This is a genomic window from Streptomyces sp. NPDC006872, from assembly GCF_040635845.1.
In the GTDB taxonomy this organism is placed as follows: domain Bacteria; phylum Actinomycetota; class Actinomycetes; order Streptomycetales; family Streptomycetaceae; genus Streptomyces.
The window spans coordinates 217,811-239,029 of record NZ_JBEYIL010000013.1 but is presented as its reverse complement, the minus strand read 5'-3'; the positions used below and the strand labels follow the sequence as shown (position 1 = coordinate 239,029).

At 68.4% G+C, this 21,219-nt stretch carries 21 protein-coding genes; 2 read left to right on the top strand and 19 right to left on the bottom strand.

What is annotated here, in order from left to right:
• Positions 1 to 3: 3 nt before the first annotated feature.
• From ABZ725_RS34395 to ABZ725_RS34345, 11 genes are all read right to left on the bottom strand, one after another.
• The gene (locus ABZ725_RS34395) at positions 4 to 2,856 is read right to left on the bottom strand and encodes a DEAD/DEAH box helicase (RefSeq protein WP_358806382.1); all 2,853 of its coding nucleotides are present in this window, start codon (positions 2,854 to 2,856) and stop codon (positions 4 to 6) included.
• A 191-nt stretch (positions 2,857 to 3,047) separates the two neighbouring features.
• Positions 3,048 to 4,010, bottom strand: coding sequence for a twin-arginine translocase subunit TatC (gene tatC, locus ABZ725_RS34390; protein WP_358806381.1), 963 nt, complete (start codon positions 4,008 to 4,010; stop codon positions 3,048 to 3,050).
• A gap of 47 nt (positions 4,011 to 4,057) precedes the next feature.
• The gene (tatA, locus tag ABZ725_RS34385) at positions 4,058 to 4,348 is read right to left on the bottom strand and encodes a Sec-independent protein translocase subunit TatA (protein ID WP_351908119.1); all 291 of its coding nucleotides are present in this window, start codon (positions 4,346 to 4,348) and stop codon (positions 4,058 to 4,060) included.
• Between the two features lie 281 nt (positions 4,349 to 4,629).
• On the bottom strand, positions 4,630 to 4,824 hold the full coding sequence (locus ABZ725_RS34380) for a hypothetical protein (protein WP_079663381.1): 195 nt from the start codon (positions 4,822 to 4,824) through the stop codon (positions 4,630 to 4,632).
• A gap of 20 nt (positions 4,825 to 4,844) precedes the next feature.
• On the bottom strand, positions 4,845 to 5,135 hold the full coding sequence (locus tag ABZ725_RS34375) for a hypothetical protein (RefSeq protein WP_358806380.1): 291 nt from the start codon (positions 5,133 to 5,135) through the stop codon (positions 4,845 to 4,847).
• On the bottom strand, positions 5,132 to 6,169 hold the full coding sequence (locus tag ABZ725_RS34370) for a WYL domain-containing protein (protein WP_358806379.1): 1,038 nt from the start codon (positions 6,167 to 6,169) through the stop codon (positions 5,132 to 5,134). The genes ABZ725_RS34375 and ABZ725_RS34370 overlap by 4 nt, the downstream gene beginning before the upstream one ends.
• 18 nt (positions 6,170 to 6,187) lie before the next feature.
• Complete coding sequence (locus ABZ725_RS34365; protein WP_351908127.1) at positions 6,188 to 7,165, bottom strand: WYL domain-containing protein; 978 nt, start codon at positions 7,163 to 7,165, stop codon at positions 6,188 to 6,190.
• A gap of 156 nt (positions 7,166 to 7,321) precedes the next feature.
• Complete coding sequence (locus ABZ725_RS34360) at positions 7,322 to 7,693, bottom strand: FKBP-type peptidyl-prolyl cis-trans isomerase (protein ID WP_351908129.1); 372 nt, start codon at positions 7,691 to 7,693, stop codon at positions 7,322 to 7,324.
• Between the two features lie 61 nt (positions 7,694 to 7,754).
• Entirely contained in the window at positions 7,755 to 8,759 is a 1,005-nt protein-coding gene (locus ABZ725_RS34355; RefSeq protein WP_358806378.1) for an FKBP-type peptidyl-prolyl cis-trans isomerase, read from the bottom strand.
• Positions 8,760 to 8,884: 125 nt separating this feature from the next.
• Positions 8,885 to 10,246, bottom strand: coding sequence for a Pup--protein ligase (gene pafA / locus ABZ725_RS34350; protein ID WP_358806377.1), 1,362 nt, complete (start codon positions 10,244 to 10,246; stop codon positions 8,885 to 8,887).
• Between the two features lie 9 nt (positions 10,247 to 10,255).
• The gene (locus ABZ725_RS34345) at positions 10,256 to 11,524 is read right to left on the bottom strand and encodes an MFS transporter (RefSeq protein ID WP_358806376.1); all 1,269 of its coding nucleotides are present in this window, start codon (positions 11,522 to 11,524) and stop codon (positions 10,256 to 10,258) included.
• A 132-nt stretch (positions 11,525 to 11,656) separates the two neighbouring features.
• Between ABZ725_RS34345 and ABZ725_RS34340 the strand changes: the two genes are divergently transcribed.
• A complete protein-coding gene (locus ABZ725_RS34340) occupies positions 11,657 to 12,673 on the top strand; it encodes a LacI family DNA-binding transcriptional regulator (protein ID WP_358806375.1) in 1,017 nt (338 codons plus the stop codon).
• Between the two features lie 75 nt (positions 12,674 to 12,748).
• On the opposite strand, the gene prcA is transcribed toward ABZ725_RS34340, so the two are convergent.
• From prcA to arc, 6 genes are all read right to left on the bottom strand, one after another.
• Positions 12,749 to 13,486 (bottom strand): proteasome subunit alpha, encoded by a 738-nt coding sequence (prcA, locus tag ABZ725_RS34335; protein WP_351908139.1) that lies wholly within the window; start codon positions 13,484 to 13,486, stop codon positions 12,749 to 12,751.
• Positions 13,487 to 13,548: 62 nt separating this feature from the next.
• Positions 13,549 to 14,394 (bottom strand): proteasome subunit beta, encoded by an 846-nt coding sequence (gene prcB / locus ABZ725_RS34330; protein WP_351908141.1) that lies wholly within the window; start codon positions 14,392 to 14,394, stop codon positions 13,549 to 13,551.
• Positions 14,346 to 14,858 (bottom strand): endonuclease VII domain-containing protein, encoded by a 513-nt coding sequence (locus tag ABZ725_RS34325; RefSeq protein WP_358806374.1) that lies wholly within the window; start codon positions 14,856 to 14,858, stop codon positions 14,346 to 14,348. Before ABZ725_RS34325 ends, prcB begins: the two co-directional genes overlap by 49 nt.
• A gap of 113 nt (positions 14,859 to 14,971) precedes the next feature.
• Positions 14,972 to 15,190 (bottom strand): ubiquitin-like protein Pup, encoded by a 219-nt coding sequence (locus tag ABZ725_RS34320; RefSeq protein WP_030955201.1) that lies wholly within the window; start codon positions 15,188 to 15,190, stop codon positions 14,972 to 14,974.
• 188 nt (positions 15,191 to 15,378) lie between these two features.
• Positions 15,379 to 16,890 carry a depupylase/deamidase Dop gene (gene dop, locus ABZ725_RS34315; protein WP_358806373.1) on the bottom strand — a complete coding sequence of 504 codons (1,512 nt, stop codon included), beginning with the start codon at positions 16,888 to 16,890 and terminating at the stop codon, positions 15,379 to 15,381.
• Positions 16,891 to 17,123: 233 nt separating this feature from the next.
• Positions 17,124 to 18,890, bottom strand: coding sequence for a proteasome ATPase (gene arc / locus ABZ725_RS34310; protein ID WP_351908148.1), 1,767 nt, complete (start codon positions 18,888 to 18,890; stop codon positions 17,124 to 17,126).
• 243 nt (positions 18,891 to 19,133) lie between these two features.
• Here arc and ABZ725_RS34305 point away from each other — a divergent pair, with 243 nt between their 5' ends.
• Positions 19,134 to 19,439: a ferredoxin gene (locus tag ABZ725_RS34305; RefSeq protein ID WP_358806372.1), complete on the top strand. Its 306-nt coding sequence runs from the start codon at positions 19,134 to 19,136 to the stop codon at positions 19,437 to 19,439.
• Positions 19,440 to 19,496: 57 nt separating this feature from the next.
• Here the strand turns inward: ABZ725_RS34305 and ABZ725_RS34300 are convergent, their stop codons facing one another.
• Entirely contained in the window at positions 19,497 to 20,075 is a 579-nt protein-coding gene (locus ABZ725_RS34300; protein ID WP_358806371.1) for a hypothetical protein, read from the bottom strand.
• Positions 20,076 to 20,295: 220 nt separating this feature from the next.
• On the bottom strand, positions 20,296 to 21,198 hold the full coding sequence (locus ABZ725_RS34295) for a tRNA (adenine-N1)-methyltransferase (RefSeq protein ID WP_358806370.1): 903 nt from the start codon (positions 21,196 to 21,198) through the stop codon (positions 20,296 to 20,298).
• Between the last annotated feature and the right edge of the window lie 21 nt (positions 21,199 to 21,219).

Sequence of the window (21,219 nt, the reverse complement as noted above, 5' to 3'; positions counted from 1 at the left end):
GACTCACCCCACCGACGAGTAGGCGACAACCCCCCGCAGCAACTGATCGACAGCCTTGCGAGCAGCCTTGGCCACAGTCGACCCCTCCGCGGCGGAAGCCGCAGAAATCTGCCCCAGCACGTCAATGACCTGCTTGCACCACCGGACGAAGTCCCCCGCGGGCATCTCCGCCTCCCGGAGCACCTCGTCCAGCCCCTTCCCCGAGGCCCACATGTACGCGGACCAGGCGAAGCCGAGATCGGGCTCGCGCTGCCCCACGCCCTCGGTCTGGCTGATCCGGAAGTCCTCCTCCAGGGCGTCCAGGCGCCCCCAGATCCGGACCATCTCGCCGAGCGCGGCCTTCGCCTTGCCGGAGGGCAGCTTCGGCGCCATCGCGTCGTCGCTGGCCCGCGCTTCGTATACCAACGCCGAGACGCAGGCGGCGAGTTCGGCGGGCGCGAGCCCCTCCCACACGCCGGCGCGCAGGCATTCGCTCGCGAGCAGGTCGAGCTCGCCGTAGAGACGGGCGAGCCGTTTGCCGTGCTCGGTGACCTCGTTGCCGCGCAGATAGTCCAGCTCGGTCAGCAGCGCGACGATCCGGTCGAAGGTACGGGCGATCGTGTTCGTCCGCCCCTCGATGCGTCGCTCCAGCTGCGAGGTGTCGCGCAGCAGCCGGTGGTAGCGCTCGGCCCAGCGGGCGTGGTCCTCGCGGTCGGTGCAGCCGTGGCAGGGGTGCGCGCGGATCTCGGTGCGCAGCCGGGCGATCTCACGGTCGTCCGCGGCCTGGGCGCGCTGCCTGCGGGCCCGCTCCGGCGGGATGTGCCCGGCCTTGGTGCGCAGCGCGGAGGCGAGGTCACGGCGGGACTGCGGGGAGCGCGGGTTGAACGTCTTCGGGATCCGCATCCGCTCCAGTGCCTCGACCGGCACCGGGAAGTCCATCGAGGCCAGTCGCTTGACCTGGCGCTCGGCGGTGAGGACCAGCGGACGCGGCCCGTCGTGCTGGTCGAAGCCGCGGTGGCCGTTGGCGCGGCCGGCGGGCAGACCGGGGTCGAGCACCAGCGCCAGGCCCGCGTACTTGCCGGTGGGCACATGGATGACGTCACCGGGCTTGAGCTTCTCGAGCGCGACGGCGGCCTCGGCGCGCCGCTGGGCCGCGCCCTGCTTGGCCAGTTCGGTCTCGCGGTCCTTGAGGTCGCGACGCAGCTGCGCGTACTCGTCGAAGTCCCCGAGGTGGCAGGTCATGGAGGCCTTGTAGCCCTCCAGCCCCTCCTCGTTGCGCTGCACCTGCCGGGAGATCCCGACCACCGACCGGTCGGCCTGGAACTGCGCGAACGACGTCTCCAGCAGTTCGCGCGAGCGGTGCCGCCCGAACTGTTCGACCAGGTTGACCGCCATGTTGTACGACGGCTTGAAGCTGGAGCGCAGCGGATAGGTGCGGGTGCCCGCGAGCCCGGCGAGGTGGTCGGGGTTCATGGCGCGCTGCCACAGCACGACGGCGTGCCCCTCGACGTCGATGCCACGCCGGCCCGCGCGCCCGGTGAGCTGGGTGTACTCGCCGGGGGTGATGTCGGCGTGCTGCTCGCCGTTCCACTTGACGAGCTTCTCCAGGACCACGGACCGGGCGGGCATGTTGATGCCGAGTGCGAGGGTCTCCGTCGCGAAGACGGCCTTGACCAGCCCGCGCACGAACAGTTCCTCGACGACCTCCTTGAAGGTCGGCAGCATGCCCGCATGGTGGGCGGCGATGCCCCGCTCCAGGCCCTCCAGCCACTCGTAGTAGCCGAGGACGTGCAGGTCCTCGTCGGGGATGGTGGCGGTGCGCTCCTCGACGAGGGCGCGGACTTCGGCGCGCGCCTCCTCGTCGTTCAGCCGCAGCCCGGCGTACAGGCACTGCTGGACGGCGGCCTCGCAGGCGGCACGGCTGAAGATGAACGTGATCGCGGGCAGCAGCCCTTCGGCGTCGAGCCGCTCGATGACCTCCGGCCGCCCCGGCGTCCACACCCGTGACCGCTGTCTGCGCTCCCGCTCACGGTCGGCCTCGCGCATGTTGCGGCCGCGTCTGCGGTCCTGGTAGGAGGGCCTGCTCGCCTCCATCCGGGCCAGCCGCGCGAGGTCGGGGTTGACGGCTCTGCGGTTGCCCTCGCCCTCCTCGAACAGGTCGTACATCCGTCGCCCGGCGAGCACGTGCTGGAACAGCGGCACGGGCCGGTGCTCGGAGACGATCACCTCGGTGTGCCCGCGCACGGTGTCCAGCCAGTCGCCGAACTCCTCGGCGTTGGACACGGTCGCGGACAGGGAGACCAGGGTGACCGACTCGGGGAGGTGGATGATCACCTCTTCCCACACGGCGCCCCGGAAACGGTCGGAGAGGTAGTGCACCTCGTCCATCACCACGTACCCGAGGCCCAGGAGCGTCTGCGAGCCGGCGTACAGCATGTTCCGCAGCACCTCGGTGGTCATCACGACCACCGGGGCGTCGGAGTTGACGCTGTTGTCGCCGGTGAGCAGGCCCACCTTGTCACCGCCGTAACGACGGCACAGGTCGGAGTACTTCTGGTTCGACAGCGCCTTGATGGGTGTCGTGTAGAAGCACTTCTTGCCCCGCTGGAGGGCGAGGTGGACGGCGAACTCGCCCACGATCGTCTTGCCCGAGCCGGTGGGGGCGGCCACCAGGACGCCCTTGCCCGCCTCGAGTGCCTGGCAGGCCTCGATCTGGAAGGGGTCGAGACCGAAGTCGTACATCTCGCGGAAGGACGCGAGCGCGGTGGCCTGCTCGACAGCACGCTTACGGGCTGCCGCGTACCGCTCGGCCGGTGAGAGGTCCTCTGTCATCGTGCTTTCGAGCGTACCGGGCCGCACTGACAACAGGACGATCATTATCCGGATCTCCTGCCACAAAACCTGGGTACGCCCAGCTCACGGGCGCACACGGGGCACCCGCCGCACCGCCCCGTGACACGCACCGCGCCCCGGGGAGTGCCTTTCGGCTCACCCCGGGGCGCGGTGACGTCATGACCGGTGGGACGCCCCCACCGGCTCCACAAGCTCCACGGACTCTGCGACGAACGTCAGGTCACGTCGTCATAGCCGTTGACGCGGTCCGTGCTGGTCTGCTCCGGAAGCGTGCGGCTGGCGGAGACCGCCTCGACCTCGCCGACGTCCTCGGGAGTGAGGTCCAGGTCGGAGGCCTCGTCGTCGGCGGGGCCCTGGGCGTCGCGGCGGCGTCGACGGCGGTCGTTCAGCACGGAGAAGCCGGTCGCGCCGAAGTACATGATCCAGATCGGTCCGGCGAGCGCCAGCATCGAGACGGGGTCCGTGCTGGGCGTGGCCACGGCGGCGAACACCGTGATACCGATGATCATGGCCCGCCACCAGCCGAGCATGCGCCTGCCGGTGACCATGCCGGTCAGGTTGAGGAAGACCAGCAGCAGCGGCAGCTCGAAGGAGAGACCGAAGACGATGACCATGCGCGTGACCAGCTGCAGCAGGTCGTCGAGCGGCAGGAGGTTGCTGACCCCGCCCGGGGTGAAGTCGATCAGCACCTTCGCGGTGGTCGGCAGCACCGCGTAGGCGAAGTAGCCGCCGCCCAGGAACAGCGGGACGCCGGTGCCGACGAACGCGTAGGCGTACCTGCGCTCATGGTTGTGCAGACCCGGCGCGATGAAGGCCCACAGCTGGTAGAGCCAGACCGGCGAGGCGAACACGATGCCGGCCATCAGGGAGACCTGAAGGGCCAGCGTGAAGGGTGCGAGGAGGCCGTTGATCGTGATGCTCGCGCACTTGTTGGTGGCGTCACCCGAGTTCAGCTGACTCGCGATCTCTTCGAAAGTCTTCCCACAGCCGACCGAGTCGAGGATCGGCTTGGTGAGGAAGTTGATGATGTCGTTGTAGAAGAAGGCGGCTACGACCGTCACGACGACGATGGCCAGCATCGCCTTCGCGAGCCGGTTGCGCAGCTCACGAAGATGATCCGCGAGGGGCATCCGCCCCTCGGGGTCCTTCTCCTCCTGCTTGCGGGCAGACTTCAGCAACCCACGTTCCCATCTCGAGCGGCGGGCCGGAGGTCACCGGCCCTGGGTCAGCGCTTGGTCGTGTCCGTCGGCTCGGTGACCGGGCGGGCGCTGGTCACGTCGCCGGGGGCGGCCTGGATGGTGCGCTGCGCGGGGGGCTGCTCGCCGGGGGTGGGCGGGCCGGCCGGAGTGGCCGCGTTGTTGCTGCCCTCGTCCTTCATCGCCTTGGCCTCGCTCTTGAGGATGCGCGCGGACTTGCCGAGCGAGCGGGCCATGTCCGGAAGCTTCTTCGCGCCGAACAGCAGGATGATGACGACGAGGATGAGAATGATCTCGGGAGCTCCGAGCCTTCCGAACATAAGTCTTTACCTTCTCACCGAGGCGGCTGGGTGGGGTGCTGTCCGATCGGTCGGACATGTGTCCGAAGGACCGTGCTGGCAGCGATCGTAACGCTCAGGGGTAAACGTGAGGCAATCCCCGTGCGTACTCCCGGTCAGCGGTCCGGGCCTCGTTCTCCGAGCCGCGTCAGCAGCGTACCTGTCCCCGCCACCTGCGCGGGAGGGCGAAGTGGCCCAAAACGCATGAGCCGCTCGACTCACAGGACCACCACAGCGCTCCGCGAAGCTCACCACAGCAGCTGTCACAGAGTGTCCACAGCCCGGGCCGCGCTCACCGCCGCCCGCTCCAGATCCTGAGCCGCCCGGTCGATGCGACGCGCGGACTCCGCAACCTGCCGCCCCAGCCGCTGCGCCTCCAGAAAAACCCGCACGGCGAACACCGCGAGAACGGCAAGACCCACAAAACCCACGGCAACCGCGAACATCGGCCAGAACATGGGGGCGAGCCTAGACCCCGCTACGGAGTGTGCAGCCGCAGGGTGCGCACCCCACCGCCGGTGAGCAGCTCGACGATCCGCTCGCCGGCCGGCTTGCGCACCGCCGCTCCGCAGTCGGGACAGGTGAAGGAGTAGAACGTGGTGCGGCTGGAGGCGCCGATGGCCAGCATCAGAGCGCTCGCGGTGAGCTCGAAGTGCCCCCGGCAGTCCGGGCAGCCGGCTCTGAACCGGACCGGGGCCACACTGCGCATGCCCGCGAACGCGGAAGCCACCGAGACGTCCCGCACACCAGAGGTCACCGACTCGCTCAACGCTCCTGCTCCCGCCCGTCGAACCGACTGTCGCCGCCCGCCCCCGGCCCCGCTGTCCCGTCGTACGCCGCCAGCGCCTCGCGGGCGGCCCTGCGGGCGCTGTCGGCGAGCTCCGGCGGCGAGACGATCCGGCCGTCACGGCCGAGCCGCAGCGCCAGCCGCCGCAGCGACGCCGGTTCGGGCGTGCGCAGAGTAATACGCAGTCCGCCGTCCGGAAGCTCATCGGCGCTGTCGTGCGGGTAGTACTCGGCGACCCAGCGCCCGCCCGGATCGACCTCGACCACGACCTCCGGATCCTCGGCGGCCGGCTGCACCAGCCCCTCCGACAGATCCCGCAGCTCGACCTCGGGCGGCGCCGACGGTTCGTCGAGGATCTTGATCTCGGCGACCCGGTCCAGCCGGAACGTGCGGCGCGCCTCCGAGCGGCGGCACCAGGCCTCCACGTACGTGTGCCCGACGCTGACCAGCCGGATGGGGTCGATCTCGCGCTCGGTCACCTCGTCCCGAGCCGGCGAGTAGTAGCGGATCCACAGCCTGCGCCGCTCGGAGATCGCCCGGTCGACGTCCGCGAAGACCCCGCCCTCGGACTCGAACGTCACCGACAGCCGCGCGCTCGCCCCCGCCGCCTCACCGGCCGCGGCCTCCACCTTCGCGGTCGCCCGCAGCAGCGCCTGCCGGTCGCCCTCCCGCAGACCGGGCAGCGTGGCCACGGCCCGCGCCGCCACCAGCAGCGCCGTCGCCTCGTCGGCGGCCAGCCGCAGCGGCTCGGCGGCCTCCGCGCCCAGCGCGGCCGGGTTGTGCCACCAGATGCGCTCACCGTCGGTGTCGATGTCGAGAAGATCACCGCCACGGAAGCTGGTGCCGCACATGGGCAGCACGTCGAGATCCGAGACCAGCTCGTCCTCGGTGATGCCGAAGGCGCGCGCCACGTCCTCGATGCGCGCGCCGGGGCGCTCCCTGAGATACGTCACCAGGGAGAGCATCCGCCGGGTCTGGTCGATCGCGTTCGCCGGCCTGACCGGTTTGCCTGCCACTGTGTTGCTCGCTCCCCCTCAGCCCTTGGCCACGGCCCGCAGCCGGTCCACGACATCCGCCCGCAGCTCCGCGGGTTCCAGGACCACCACGTCCGGACCGAACTCCACCAGCCAGGCGTCCAGCCCGTGGCCGTACGGAATCTCCAACTCGTCCCAGCCGTCCCCGAGTTCCCGCACCGAGCCGGCCTTCGCCCGCAAGGGGTACCCGGCGCCCGCCCGCAGCCGGATCAGCGCGCTGCGGTCGGCGGTCTCCCCCGCCCAGCTCGCGACCGTCTCCCGCACGGTGACGACATCGGGCACCGGCACGGTGAAAGCCGCCCCGCGCGAACGCACCCTGCCGGTGATCCGCGACAGCCGGAAGACCCGCTCGGCGCCCCGGTCCCGGTCGAAGCCCGCCAGATACCAGTGGCCGCGCCAGCACTCCAGCGCCCACGGCTCGACGTGCCGGGGCTCCGGGTGCGCGGCGGTGGCCTTGCGGTAGTCGAACACGACGGGCCGACGGTCGCGGCAGGCCAGCATCAGCGGCTCGAACGCGGCCTCGTGCACCGGGATCCGGGGCTCCAGAGCGCCATGCGCCTCGTACGGGTCGACGTCCTCGGGAAGCCCCGCCGCGCGCAGCTTCTGCAGGGCGCCGCTCGCCGCGCCCGCCAGCCGGGCCTGCTGCCACACCTTGGCGGCCAGACCCAGCGCCGCGGCCTCCTCGGCGTCGAGGGTGATGGCCGGCAGCCGGTTGCTGTCCCGGCGGGCCAGGTAGCCGATCTCGCCGTCCAGGCTCTCCACGGTCTCGATGACCAGGCCGAGCTCACGCAGATCGTCCTTGTCCCGCTCGAACATCCGGTTGAACGAGTCGTCCGACCCCGCCGCACCGCTCCCCGGCCGGAAGGTCTCGACGTACGCCTCGATGGAATCGCGCAGCTCGCGCTTGCTGAGCGGCCGCCGCGTCCCGAGCAGACACAGCGCCAGGTTCATCAGCCGCTCGGCCTTGGCAATGGCCATCGACGCCCTTCGCCTCCCCTATGGTGCTTACGATCGTCGACCGTACCGCCCCGCGGTGCCCGGACAAAAGCCGAGGGCCCACGCCCGGGCAGGCATGGGCCCCAGATGATCGACACCGGTCGCACGACGATCGGCGCGGACCGGCTCCTTCGACGATCAGACCCCGAGCAGGTCCACCACGAAGATCAGCGTCTCACCGGGCTTGATCGCCGGGGTCGGGCTCTGGTTGCCGTAGGCGAGGTGGGCCGGAATGGTCAGCTGGCGACGGCCGCCGACCTTCATGCCCTGCACGCCCTGGTCCCAGCCCTTGATGACCCGGCCGCCACCGAGCGGGAAGCGGAACGGGGTCCCACGGTTCCAGCTGGCGTCGAACTCCTCACCGGTGCTGAAGGCGACACCCACATAGTGGACGGAGACGGTCTGACCGGCCTGCGCGACCTCTCCGTCGCCCTCCCAGATGTCCTTGATCTCGAGGTCCGCCGGGGGCGCGCCTTCGGGGAAGTCGATCTCGGGCTTGTCGATGCTCACGTCACTGCTCCTGCATGTCTCACGGAAAGGCAACACGGACAGTCTTACACCTCCGGCGGCCTCACATCTTCGCGAGGATGTCCACCGAGAACACCATCGTCGAGTCCTTCTCGATACCGCTGCCGCTCGGCGGGCTGTCCCCGTAACCCAACGACGGCGGAACGACGATGACGACCCGACTGCCCACCTTCTTGCCGGTCAACCCCTGCGCCCAGCCCTTGACGACCTGCTGCAACGAGAACGACGTCAGCTGGCTGCGGCCGTACGTCGAGTCGAACTCCTTGCCCGTGTCCCACACGACGCCCTTGTACTGCACCAGCACACTGTCGTCCGCCGCCACCGCCGTGCCGTCGCCCTCGATGACGTAGTTCGCCACCAGCTTCGTCGGCGGGTCCGCCTTGGGAATCTCGATCGAGGGCGCCTTGCCGTCGGTGTTCGTGCCCACCTTCGGCAGATCCGCGTCGCTCTGCGCCACCGTCTCGCCCTCGGCGGAGCTCTTGGCGTTGAACGTGCCCTTGATGTCGAAGACGAACACCAGCGTGTCCGTGCCCGTCACCCCCACCTGCGAATTGCCCTCCTTGCCGAAACCCCAGGTCGGCGGCACCGAGAACAGAACCCTGCTGCCGGTCTTCTTACCCGTCAGCGCATAACGCCAGCCGTCGAGAGTCGTGCCCTGCGCAATCTGGGTGACCAGCGGGACCTTACGGTCGTAGGAATTGTCCAGGACCTTCGCACTGGCCCAGATCTGCCCCAGGTAGTCGGCCTGGATGTAGTCGTTCTCCGCCACGGGCTTGCCGCCGCCCGCGATCACCGTCTTCACCGCCAGCTGATCCGAAGGCTCACCCGTGCCCTTGGCGATCGTCGGCTTCTCACCGAACTTCACACCCGCGGTGATCGCCGGCAACGGACCGTCGACGATCTTCGGCGCAGGCGCCGCGGAACCGTCCGAGGCCGACGGCGACGCGCCGTCGCTCACCTTGCTCGAGTCGGACTTTTCATCACCGCACGCGGAAAGAGTGACCAGTCCCGCGGGTACGGCGGCAAGGATGAGTGAGCGTCGGCGCACGGTGAAAGCCTCGTAATCGGTCGATCTTCTGATGGCGTGCGCGCAACTCTACGGCGTGAAACGGGCACCGTACGGAAAACGTACGGTGCCCGTGTTGCGTTCCGTGCCTCTGCGGAACACCACCCTCACATGCCGGCGATCAGCTTCTCCACCCGGTCGTCCACCGACCGGAACGGGTCCTTGCACAACACGGTGCGCTGCGCCTGGTCGTTGAGCTTCAGATGCACCCAGTCCACCGTGAAGTCCCGGCGCTGCTCCTGCGCACGGCGGATGAAGTCACCGCGCAACCGCGCCCGAGTGGTCTGCGGCGGCACCGACTTGCCCTCGAAGATCTTCAAGTCGTTGCAGATCCGCGCGGCTTGGCCCCTGCGCTCCAGCAGGTAGTACAGACCACGACGACGGTGGATGTCGTGGTAGGCGAGGTCTATCTGCGCCACCCTCGGATGCGACATCGTCATGTTGTGCTTGGCCCGGTACCGCTCGATGAGCTTGTACTTCATCACCCAGTCGATCTCGGTGCCGATCGCGTCGAGGTCCTCCGCCTCGATCGAGTCCAGCGTGCGGCCCCACAGCTCCAGGACCTGGTCGACCGTGCCGGTGCGGATCCCGCGACGCTCCACGAAGTCCACGGCCTTCTCGTAGTACTCGCGCTGCACCTCCAGCGCCGAGGCCTCCCGGCCGCTGGCCAGCCGCACCTTGCGCCGACCCGTGATGTCATGACTGACCTCGCGGATCGCCCGGATCGGGTTCTCCAGCGTCAGATCCCGCATCACCGTGCCCGCCTCGATCATGCGCAGCACCAGATCGGTCGCACCGACCTTCAGCAGCATGGTCGTCTCGGACATGTTCGAATCGCCCACGATGACATGCAGCCGGCGATACCGCTCGGCGTCCGCATGCGGCTCGTCACGCGTGTTGATGATGGGCCGCGAGCGGGTCGTCGCCGAGGAGACGCCCTCCCAGATGTGCTCGGCCCGCTGACTGACGCAGTAGACCGCCCCACGGGGCGTCTGCAGCACCTTGCCCGCGCCGCACAGCAGCTGCCGGGTCACCAGGAACGGGATCAGAATGTCCGCGAGCCGGGAGAACTCCCCGTGCCGGGCCACCAGATAGTTCTCGTGGCAACCGTAGGAGTTGCCCGCCGAGTCCGTGTTGTTCTTGAAGAGGTAGACGTCGCCCGCGATTCCTTCCTCGTGCAGGCGTCGCTCCGCGTCCACCAGGAGTCCTTCGAGAATGCGCTCGCCGGCCTTGTCGTGGGTGACCAACTCGGTCACGTTGTCACATTCCGGTGTCGCGTATTCCGGATGCGATCCCACGTCGAGATAGAGGCGGGCGCCGTTCCGCAGAAAGACATTGCTGCTTCGGCCCCATGACACGACACGGCGGAAGAGGTACCGCGCCACCTCGTCGGGAGACAGTCGACGCTGTCCCCTGAACGTACATGTGACGCCGTACTCGTTCTCCAGCCCGAAAATGCGGCGGTCCATGACTGAACATTACGCCCGATCCCCTGAACTGAAACGGGGTTCGGCAGCACGGTTTGGATCATTTTCCGATGAAGCCGCAACCAACCCACCCCCGGCCGGAACTGCGAGTACCCGCCCCGTGGCCAGCAAAACCACCAACGACACGGCACCCGCGACACCCGGCACCGCGAACCCCCACAGCGCCCCGCCCGCCTCCACGACCGGCCCCGCAAGACCCGTTCCCACCGACGCGCCCACCGTGAACATCGTCACCAGCCACGAGAACGCCTCGGTCACCGTCCCGCGCGGCGCATGCCGGTCCACGATGACGAACGCACAGGCCAGCACCGGCGCCAGGAACAACCCGGCCAGCGTCGCCAACACCACCATGGCCACCGCGCCCGGCATCAGCATCAGCGGCAGATAACACACCGCCAGAAACGCCACCAGCACCCGCAGTCGCCGCTCCGGCGCACCCGCCCACTGCCGCGCCCCGTACGCCATACCTCCGACCAGCGCCCCCAGACCCAGCGCCGCCATCAGCCACCCGTACACCGCGTCACCGCCGTTGTCGTCCGCGTACGGCACCGCGGCCACCGTGATGGACCCCATCGCGACACCCACGAAGAGCAGCGCGCCGAGCAGCACCAGCAGCCCCGGCGAGCGCAGCGCCCCCAGCCAGTGCGCCTCGCGCGCAGCGGAGCGCCACGCGCGCGAGGGGGGCGACAGCACCACCGACAGCGCCCCGAGCACCCCGACGCCGTTCAGCACGAGCAGCGCCGCCCGCTCCGACCACACCGACGTGCACAACGTCACCAGCAGCGGCCCGACCGTGAACATCACCTCCTGCGCCACCGCGTCCATCGCGTACGCCGTCGGCACCTGGTCCTCCCGACGCAGCACCGAAGGCCACAGCGCCCGCAGACCGCCCTCCAGGGGCGGCGTGAAGAGCCCGCCGACCACCATCGCGGCGTACGCCACCGGCAGCGGATCCGTGCCGGCGAACGCGAAGAACCCCATCGCCAGCGCCGACACGAGCGCGGCCGGCAACTGGACCCGCGGCTGCCCGTACAGATCCACCAGCCGCCCGAGCACCGGCTGACCCACCGCGCTCGCGACGCCGTACACCGACACCAGCGCGCCCGCCAGGCTGTACGAGGCCCCCTCCGCCCGCACGAACAGCACGATCGCGATCGCCGAGGTGGCGTTCGGCAGCCGGCCGACCAGCGTGCCGGTCAGCAGCCGGGCGGCGTGCTTCGCCCTCAGGATCTCCAGGTATCCCGCGTATCCCCCGGCCATTGTCCCGCCTCCATCGCGTCCGCCGTCGGCTCGCCCGAGGCAGCGAGCCACCTCGAAGTTTTACGTATAACGCCTCTTGTCATACGTACCATGTGCGCTGTTCACCAGTCCAGACGAAAGAGCAGGCCCACGGTGCCACGAGGTAGCACGCGCCCGACGAGCCGCGACGTCGCCCGGGCCGCAGGAGTCTCCCAAGCCGCCGTCTCCCTCGTCCTCGGCGACAAATGGCGCGGCCGCGTCTCCGAGACCACCGCCGAACGCGTCCGCGAAGCAGCCCGCGACCTCGGCTACCGCCCCAACCTCGCCGCCCGCAACCTCCGCCTCGGCCGCACCCGCACCGTCCTCCTCGTCGTCCCCGCCCTCACCACGGAGTTCTTCGCAGGCGTCTACACCGGCGCCGCGCGCGTCGCCGCCGACCACGGCTTCGGCGTCGTCCTCTACCCCTCCCCCGAAGGCGTCGGCCCCGCCCGCGACCCCTTCGCCTCCGCCCAGGCCGCCCTCGACGGCGTCCTCGCCTCCTCCATGGCCGCCGACGCCCTCACCACCATCCGCGGCGACCAACTCCCCCTCGTCATGCTCGACAGCGACCCCACCGGCAGCCTCGGCGCCGCCACCGTCAACCTCGACATCGCCGACGGCGTACGCCAGGTCGCCGACCACCTCCTCCACCTCGGCCACCGACACTTCCTCCACCTCGCCGCCGACATCCCCTCCTGGACCTTCGACGTACGCGCCCGCGAACTCGCCACCCGCCTCGCCGCCGCCCCCGGCACCACCCTGCGCACCGCCCCCGCCCCCATCTCCATCGACGAAGCCCGCACCGCCACCGAGACCGCCCTCGACACCCCCGGACCACGCCCCACCGCCATCGTCTGCGACGACGACAAACTCGCCGCCGGCGCCTACAAAGCCCTCCGCCGCCTCGGCCTGCGCATCCCCGACGACATCTCCGTCACCGGCCTCGACGACCTCGCCCTCGCCACCGCCCTCGACCCCGAACTCACGACCGTACGACTCGACGCCGAACTCTTCGGCGAACGCGGCATGCAAGCCCTCCTCGCCGTCCTGGAAGGCCGAACACCCGACAGCGGAGACATCCCCGTCGACCTCGTCGTACGAGCCTCCACAGCCCCGCCCAGCCCCTCCTGAAACGCCCTGTGCCCCGGCCGACGAACCGACCGGGGCACAACAGGAACAAGGAGCGAGAGCGAACCCGCGGACGACCTACTCCTCGTCCGCGCTCTCCGCCTCCGTCGACGCACCGTCCGCCTCCAGCAGACGACCCAGCTGACGCCCCACGATCCGCTTGAACTTCCGCTGCTGCGGCCGCGTACGGTCCAACACCGCCACCTCCAGCCGCTCCGCCGGAATCTCCCGCTCACTGCCGTTCGTGTCACGCGACAACGCCTGAACAGCCAGCTTCAACGCCTCCGCCAGGCTCATCCCGTCCTGATGGCGCTGATCCAGATAACTGCTGATCGTCTCGGCATTACCGCCCACTGCCACCGAACCGTGCTCATCCACGATCGAACCGTCGTGCGGCAACCGATAGATCTGATCACCGTCCGGAGTCTCACCGACCTCCGCCACCACCAGCTCCACCTCGTACGGCTTCTCACCCGCCGAAGAGAAGATCGTGCCCAACGTCTGCGCGTACACGTTCGCCAGACCACGCGCCGTCACGTCATCGCGGTCATAGGTGTAACCACGCAGATCCGCGTACCGCACACCACCGATCCGAAGATTCTCGTACTCGTTGTACTTACCGGCGGCCGCGAAACCGATCCGGTCATAGATCTCGCTGAACTTGTGCAGCGCACGGGACGGATTCTCACCGACGAACACAATGCCGTCGGCATACTGCAGCACAACCAGGCTGCGACCACGCGCGATGCCCTTCCGCGCATACTCCGCGCGGTCCGCCATCGCCTGCTGGGGTGAGACATAGAACGGCGTCGACACCGGTTATCCGTCCCTTTCTGTCGAAATCACTGCATCACCTGGGATAAGAACGGGACCGCCGACTACAGCAGAGCGGCACGCGGGCCGTCCGGCTGCTCCAGACGACGCTCCAGAATCGAACGGGCGATCTCCGACGACTCCTCGTCGGTCAGCCGACGGAAACCGTCCTCGGTGATCACGGTGACGATCGGATAGATCCGACGCGCGACATCCGGACCGCCCGTCGCCGAATCGTCGTCCGCCGCGTCGTACAGAGCCTGCACCACCAGCATCGTGGCCTCGTCCTCGGTCAGATCACCACGGAACAGCTTCTTCATCGCCCCACGCGCGAAGATCGAACCCGACCCCGTCGCCGCGAAGTGATGCTCCTCCGAACGACCACCCGTCACGTCGTAGGAAAAGATCCGACCCCGGTCACGGTCCACGTCGAACCCGGCGAACAACGGCACGACCGCCAAACCCTGCATGGCCATGCCCAGATTCGAACGAATCATCGTCGAAAGACGGTTCGCCTTGCCCTCCAGCGAGAGCTGCGCCCCCTCGACCTTCTCGAAGTGCTCCAGCTCCAACTGGAACAGCTTCACCATCTCCACGGCCAGACCCGCCGTGCCGGCGATGCCGACGGCCGAGTACTCGTCCGCCGGGAACACCTTCTCGATGTCCCGCTGCGCGATGACGTTGCCCATCGTGGCCCGACGGTCACCGGCGAGCACGACGCCCCCGGGGAACGTGACGGCCACGATCGTCGTCCCGTGCGGCGCCTCGATCACACCCTGCGTGGGCGGCAGCTGCCGCTTGCCGGGCAGCATCTCCGGCTGGTGATCGGAGAGGAAGTCCATGAAGGACGAGGACCCAGGCGTCAGGAAGGCAGCTGGTAGACGCCCGGTGCTACGAGTGTTGGCTTCCACGAAGTTCCCTCCAGGTAGGCGGCTGCCCGACGAACAGCGTCGGGGTCGTCTCCCAACTTGCCGATGGCCGAATTGCAGTTGAAGCACAGTACGCCTCGGACCCTACCCGTCTCGTGGCAGTGATCCACATGGACGGCAGGAGCTTTCAGGCAGATCACACAGAGCCCCATTTGAGAGGCGACCATCGCGTCGCGCTCGGCTTCGGTGAGGCCGTAGTTGCGCTTCAGGTGCCCGGCGCGGCCCTTTACCGCCTTACACACCTTGCAAAGTGTCGCCAGACCGTCCGAAGCGCTTCGATTTCGCGTCCACTCTCTGTGGGGCTTGGTCTCGCCGCACGTGCGGCAGTACTTGTGCCCGTCGGGCACAACCACTCTCGGTCGAACGTTCAGCCCCTTGGCGACCTGCCGCTCTTGGTGGTACTCGGCCGCGCACTCCCGACAGTAGGCCTGCAGCCCGTCGCGCATCGATTTGTTGCTCGCGAACGCTGCTCGAGGCTTGTCTTGCTTACACCTCGAGCAGCGCTTCACGTTCCCATCCTCTGCCAACTCCAGAGCCCCCGTCACCTTCGATTCGAAGGCTACTCGCCACCTTTTTGAACGAATGAGCGAACGAAATCCTCTGCGTTCTCCTCGAGTACATCGTCAATCTCGTCAAGAACCGAGTCCACGTCGTCGCTCAGCTTCTCCTGACGCTCCTTGAGGTCCTCCGAAGCCTGCGTCTCCGCCGCCTGCTCCTCGACCTCCTCCGTGGAGCGCGTCGCCTTCTGCTGGCCGCCGCCGGTGTCCTTGGTCGCCATAACCCTCACCCCGCTCTTTCGCCCGACATGGTCGACAGGTCGGCATTCCTGCCGATCGGTGATGATCAGACCCTACAAGCCGGGTCCGACATCGGCCCCGCAGTTGCTTCAACGTACGGGAGCCACCTCGATGATTCCCGGACAGGGGACTTTCCACCCCGTCCGGCAGGTTCCGTCCGGGTAACCGTTCAGCCGCCCGAAAGGACCCTGACCAGGTCTTCTGCCGTGCGGCAGCGGTCCAGCAGCTCCTTGACGTGATTTCGCGTTCCGCGAAGTGGTTCGAGGGTTGGGACGCGCTGGAGCGAATCCCGGCCCGGCAGGTCGAAGATCACCGAGTCCCAGGAGGCCGCGGCGACGTCGTCGGCGTACTGCTCCAGGCAGCGGCCGCGGAAGTAGGCCCGGGTGTCCTCCGGGGGCGTCGTGATGGCCCGCTCGACCTCGGTCTCGTCCAGGAGGCGCTTCATGCGGCCGCGGGCCGCGAGACGGTTGTAGAGGCCTTTCTCGGGCCGTACGTCGGCATACTGGAGGTCGACGAGGTGGAGGCGGGCGGCGTCCCAGTCGAGGCTGTCGCGGCGCCGGTAGCCCTCCATGAGTTCTCGCTTGGCGACCCAGTCCAGTTCGCCGGCGAGGCTCATGTGGTCGTTCTCCAGGCGGGTGAGGGTGTCCTCCCAGCGCGCGAGCACGTCCTTCGTCTGGTCGTCGACGTCCGCGCCGAAGCGCTCCTCCACGTATTTGCGGGAGAGCTCGTAGTACTCCATCTGCAGTTGGACCGCGGTGAGTGTGCGGCCGCTGCGGAGGGTGACCAGTCGCTTGAGGGTGGGGTCGTGGGAGACCTGGTGGAGGGTGCGTACGGGCTGGTCGACGGCGAGGTCGACGGCGATGAAGCCGTCCTCGATCATGGACAGGACCAGGGCGGTCGTGCCCAGTTTGAGGTAGGTCGAGATCTCGGAGAGGTTCGCGTCGCCGATGATCACGTGGAGGCGGCGGTATTTCTCGGCGTCGGCGTGCGGCTCGTCGCGGGTGTTGATGATGGGGCGCTTCAGCGTCGTCTCCAGGCCTACCTCGACCTCGAAGTAGTCGGCGCGCTGGCTGAGCTGGAAGCCGTGTTCGTGGCCGTCCTGGCCGATGCCGACGCGGCCGGCGCCGGTGACGACCTGGCGTGAGACGAAGAACGGGGTGAGGTGGCGCACGATGTCCGAGAAGGCGGTCTCGCGCTTCATCAGGTAGTTCTCGTGCGTGCCGTAGGAGGCGCCCTTGTTGTCGGTGTTGTTCTTGTAGAGGTGGATGGGCTGGGCGCCGGGGAGCGCGGCGGCGCGTTCGGCGGCCTCGGCCATGATGCGTTCGCCGGCTTTGTCCCAGAGGACGGCGTCGCGGGGGTTGGTGACTTCGGGGGAGCTGTATTCGGGGTGTGCGTGGTCGACGTAGAGGCGGGCGCCGTTGGTGAGGATGACGTTGGCGAGGCCGATGTCCTCGTCGGTGAGCTGGCTGGAGTCGGCGGCCTCGCGGGCGAGGTCGAAGCCTCGCGCGTCCCGCAGCGGGTTCTCCTCCTCGAAGTCCCAGCGGGCCCGGCGGGCCCTGTGCATCGCCGCCGCGTAGGCGTTGACGATCTGGGACGAGGTGAGCATGGCATTGGCGTTGGGGTGGCCGGGGACGGAGATGCCGTACTCCGTCTCGATGCCCATTACTCGCCGTACGGTCATGCGGCCCTCCTTGCCCGGCGGCACCCTCGGTCGTGGGCGCCGCTCAGATACCGGTGGTGCTCCGGTGCGTGTGCGGTGCCCGTCCCCGCAACTCGCGACCCGGCGGTACGGAAGAGCCTAGAACGCCTCTGCGCTGGTGGGGAGATCATTTGCGTCATTGCCTTGCTCCAGCCGTGGCCTGGAAAACAGTCGGCTGCGGGTGCCCGTGGTGGGCACCCGCAGCCGCCCTGTTCTTACAGGTACTGTCCGGTGTTGGCCACCGTGTCGATGGAGCGTCCGGTGTCCGCGCCCTGCTTTCCGGTGATGAGGGTACGGATGTAGACGATCCGTTCGCCCTTCTTTCCGGAGATTCGGGCCCAGTCGTCGGGGTTGGTGGTGTTGGGCAGGTCCTCGTTCTCCTTGAACTCGTCCACGCATGCCTGGAGGAGGTGGGAGACGCGTAGGCCCTTCTGGTTCTTGTCGAGGAAGTCCTTGATGGCCATTTTCTTGGCGCGGCCGACGATGTTCTCGATCATGGCGCCGGAGTTGAAGTCCTTGAAGTAGAGGACTTCCTTGTCGCCGTTGGCGTAGGTGACTTCCAGGAAGCGGTTTTCCTCGGTTTCGGCGTACATGTGTTCCACGGCCGTCTGGATCATGCTCTGGACGGTGGTGGTCTTGTCGCCGCCGTGTTCGCCGACGTCCTCGGAGTGGAGGGGGAGGCGTTCGGTGAGGTACTTCTGGAAGATGTCCTTGGCCGCTTCGGCGTCCGGGCGCTCGATCTTGATCTTCACGTCGAGGCGGCCGGGTCGCAGGATGGCGGGGTCGATCATGTCCTCGCGGTTGGAGGCGCCGATGACGACCACGTTCTGCAGGCCTTCGACGCCGTCGATCTCGGCGAGGAGCTGGGGGACGATGGTGTTCTCGACGTCGGAGCTGACGCCGGAGCCGCGGGTGCGGAAGAGGGATTCCATCTCGTCGAAGAAGACGATGACGGGGGTGCCCTCGCTGGCCTTCTCCCTCGCACGCTGGAAGACGAGGCGGATCTGTCGCTCGGTCTCGCCGACGTACTTGTTGAGGAGCTCGGGGCCCTTGATGTTGAGGAAGAAGCTCTTGCCGGTGGCTTGGCCGGTGACTTCGGCGACCTTTTTGGCCAGCGAGTTGGCGACGGCCTTGGCGATGAGCGTCTTGCCGCATCCGGGGGGTCCGTAGAGCAGGACGCCCTTGGGCGGGCGGAGCTCGTGCTCCTTGAAGAGGTCGGGGTAGAGGTAGGGGAGCTCGACGGCGTCGCGGATCATCTCGATCTGGCCGCCGAGGCCGCCGATCTGCTCGTAGCCGATGTCGGGGACCTCTTCGAGGACGAGTTCTTCGACCTCGCTCTTGGGGACGACCTCGTAGACGTAGCCGGATCGGGGTTCGAGCAGGAGGGCGTCGCCGGGGCGGATGACGACGTCGAGGAGTGGCTCGGCGAGCCTGACCACTCGTTCTTCGTCGGTGTGCCCCTGCACGAGGGCGCGTACGCCGTCCTCGAGGATCTCCTTGAGGGTGACGATGTCGCCGACGCTCTCGTACTCCATGGCCTCGACCACGTTGAGTGCTTCGTTGAGCATCACTTCCTGGCCGCGTCGGAGCTCTTCGAGCTCGACGCTGGGGCTGACGTTCACGCGGAGTTTGCGGCCTCCGGTGAAGATGTCGGCCGTGCCGTCCTCGTTCGCCGTGAGGAAGACGCCGAAGCCGGCCGGCGGCTGTGCGAGCCGGTCGACTTCCTCCTTGAGGGCCACGATCTGGTCGCGGGCCTCACGGAGTGTGTTGGCGAGTCGCTCGTTCTGGGCGGACACGCCGGCCAGGTTTGTCTGCAGCTCGACGATCCGCTCTTCGAGAATCCTCGTGTGTCGCGGAGAGTCGGCGAGCTTGCGTCGCAGGACGGCGATCTCCTGCTCAAGGTAGGCAATCTGCCCGGACGGGTCGTCGGACCCTCGTCCCGGGCGGATGCCGCGGTTCATGTCGTCGTCGTGGGCTGCCACGGTCCTCACCTCCTCCAAGGGGAGCTGGACGCTTCCAGACCCTACCTGGGTGGGTGTCGATTGAAACCCCTAGATCACAAAGACGGTCGGGGTGTGTCCGATCTTCACCCTTGCGCTCTCCCTCACGCCAGGGGAATACCCACCGAACATGATTGGGAAGCGGCCGAGGGTAGGGTCGAACTGTTCAACACCCGTCAGAGCCTGCATCGTTCCCTTGCGGCTCGACAGTAAACGGCAGGAGTCATGGACGTGCAGCAGGAGGCCGGTGTCGGCGGCGAGGCTCTGGAGGTCTGGATCGACCAGGATCTCTGTACCGGCGACGGGATCTGCGTGCAGTACGCGCCTGAGGTGTTCGAGCTGGACATCGACGGTCTGGCGTATGTCAAGAGCGCGGATGACGAGCTTCTGCAGGCCAAGGGGGCCACGACGCCGGTGCCGTTGCCGTTGTTGACGGACGTGGTGGACTCGGCGCGGGAGTGTCCGGGTGACTGCATTCATGTGCGGCGAGTTTCGGACAGCGTCGAGGTCTACGGTCCGGACGCGGAGTGAGCCGATCGTCGCGGGCTGTGATGTCTGTCTGATTTCTCACAGGGCGGGTGGCCCGGATCAGACGCTGTGGGCGCCTGCGGGTGTCGAGCGGATGAACGTGTTGTCCTTCCACTGCCACTTGGCGCTGTCCTTGACGTCGGGGCAGCAACTGGGTACGTCGGCCGTGGAGTAGCCGAGGAGTGTGGCGAGGACGGCTCCGTCGGTGATGGCGAGGGTGGTGACGGTGGTGCGGTCCTTGGGGTCGACGAGGGTGGCGACCACGCGTGCGTGGGTGCTGTCGGCGCCTTGGGTGAGGACGTAGACGGCGTCGGGCGGGGTGCCCATGGAGGCGTCGCAGTGGACGACGGCGACGGTTTCGGGACGGCCGTCGCCGTCGAGGTCGCCGGTGGCCTTCTTGACGACGAGTGCTTGGACGGGGCCGCATTCGAGGGGGAAGTCGACGCCGGTGGTGGCGGGGGCCGCGGTGCTGGTGGGGGCGGGTGCGGCGGCTGGTCCGGCGGTCTGGGCGGCGGTCGCGGACTTGGGTTGCAGGAGCGAGGAGAGGGCGATGACGCCGGCGAGGGCCGTGGCGGTCGCTACCCAGTGGATCGGCCGGGTGTGGGTGTGTGCCAGTTCCGGGACGGCGGATTGCTGCACTAGGAGCGTCTCCTGTGATGGCTGTGCCGGTGGGGGTGGGGGATTGGCCAGCATCGTGCCACACGTCACAGGGTGGGGGAACGGCGGGGTGCGGGTTGTCCGGTGTGGGGGTGTGGTGGGTTGGTCGGGTGTCAACGGGAAGGCGCCGTGGTCGAGTTCCTGTGGTGTGTTCGGGAACTCGACCACGGCGCCGTGTCGTTGGGCGTGGTGCGGGGCCGGGTCAGCGGCCGGCGCCTCCGTCGGCGTTGGGGCCGTCGTAGTCGTCTCCGTAGGCGCCCTTGGCGGGGCGGCGGCGGCGCATGGGCGGTTCGACGCCGTCGGCGAGGCGGCGGGCGGTGAGCAGGAAGCCGGTGTGGCCGATCATCCGGTGGTCGGGGCGGACGGCCAGGCCTTCGACGTGCCAGTTGCGGATCATTGATTCCCAGGCGGTGGGCTCGTTGAAGGAGCCGATCTCGCGGATGGACTCGACGGTCCGGGCGAGCTGGGTGGTGGTGGCGACGTAGCAGCAGAGGATGCCGCCGGGGACGAGTGCCTTGGAGACGGCTTCGAGGCATTCCCAGGGGGCGAGCATGTCGAGGATGACGCGGTCGACGTCGGTGTCGCTCAGGTTGTCCTGGAGGTCGCCGACGGTGAGCTGCCAGGCGGGGTGGGGGCCGCCGAAGTAGCGTTCGACGTTCGCCTGGGCGATCTCGGCGAAGTCCTCGCGGCGCTCGTAGCTGTGGAGCATGCCCTGGTCGCCGATGGCGCGCAGCAGGAAGCTGCTGAGCGATCCGGAGCCGACGCCGGCTTCGACGACGCGTGCGCCGGGGAAGATGTCGGCGAAGGCGAGGATCTGCCCCGCGTCCTTGGGGTAGACCACGGCGGCGCCGCGGGGCATGGACAGGACGTAGTCGGGGAGCAGGGGGCGCAGCGCGAGGTAGGCGACGTTCCCGGTGGTGCGGACAACGCTGCCCTCGGGTGCGCCGATCAGTTCGTCGTGCGGGAAGGAACCCTTGTGGGTGTGGAAGTTCTTCCCGGCTTCGAGCGTGAACGTGTAGTGGCGGCCCTTGGGGTCGGTCAGCTGAACCTGGTCCCCGACCTTGAAGGGCCCGCGCCTGCGGGCGGCACCGGTCGGTTCGGACATGTGAACAGCCTACCGGCGTTT

Excerpts from the sequence above, each read along its gene's own strand:
- ABZ725_RS34395 (WP_358806382.1), bottom strand. The coding sequence starts at position 2,856 with ATGATCGTCCTGTTGTCAGTGCGGCCCGGTACGCTCGAAAGCACGATG.
- ABZ725_RS34295 (WP_358806370.1), bottom strand. The coding sequence starts at position 21,198 with ATGTCCGAACCGACCGGTGCCGCCCGCAGGCGCGGGCCCTTCAAGGTC.
- ABZ725_RS34325 (WP_358806374.1), bottom strand. The coding sequence starts at position 14,858 with ATGCGCGACGGGCTGCAGGCCTACTGTCGGGAGTGCGCGGCCGAGTAC.
- pafA (WP_358806377.1), bottom strand. The coding sequence starts at position 10,246 with ATGGACCGCCGCATTTTCGGGCTGGAGAACGAGTACGGCGTCACATGT.
- tatA (WP_351908119.1), bottom strand. The coding sequence starts at position 4,348 with ATGTTCGGAAGGCTCGGAGCTCCCGAGATCATTCTCATCCTCGTCGTC.
- ABZ725_RS34320 (WP_030955201.1), bottom strand. The coding sequence starts at position 15,190 with ATGGCGACCAAGGACACCGGCGGCGGCCAGCAGAAGGCGACGCGCTCC.
- ABZ725_RS34365 (WP_351908127.1), bottom strand. The coding sequence starts at position 7,165 with ATGGCCATTGCCAAGGCCGAGCGGCTGATGAACCTGGCGCTGTGTCTG.
- ABZ725_RS34305 (WP_358806372.1), top strand. The coding sequence starts at position 19,134 with ATGGACGTGCAGCAGGAGGCCGGTGTCGGCGGCGAGGCTCTGGAGGTC.
- ABZ725_RS34380 (WP_079663381.1), bottom strand. The coding sequence starts at position 4,824 with ATGTTCTGGCCGATGTTCGCGGTTGCCGTGGGTTTTGTGGGTCTTGCC.
- ABZ725_RS34345 (WP_358806376.1), bottom strand. The coding sequence starts at position 11,524 with ATGGCCGGGGGATACGCGGGATACCTGGAGATCCTGAGGGCGAAGCAC.
- dop (WP_358806373.1), bottom strand. The coding sequence starts at position 16,890 with ATGACCGTACGGCGAGTAATGGGCATCGAGACGGAGTACGGCATCTCC.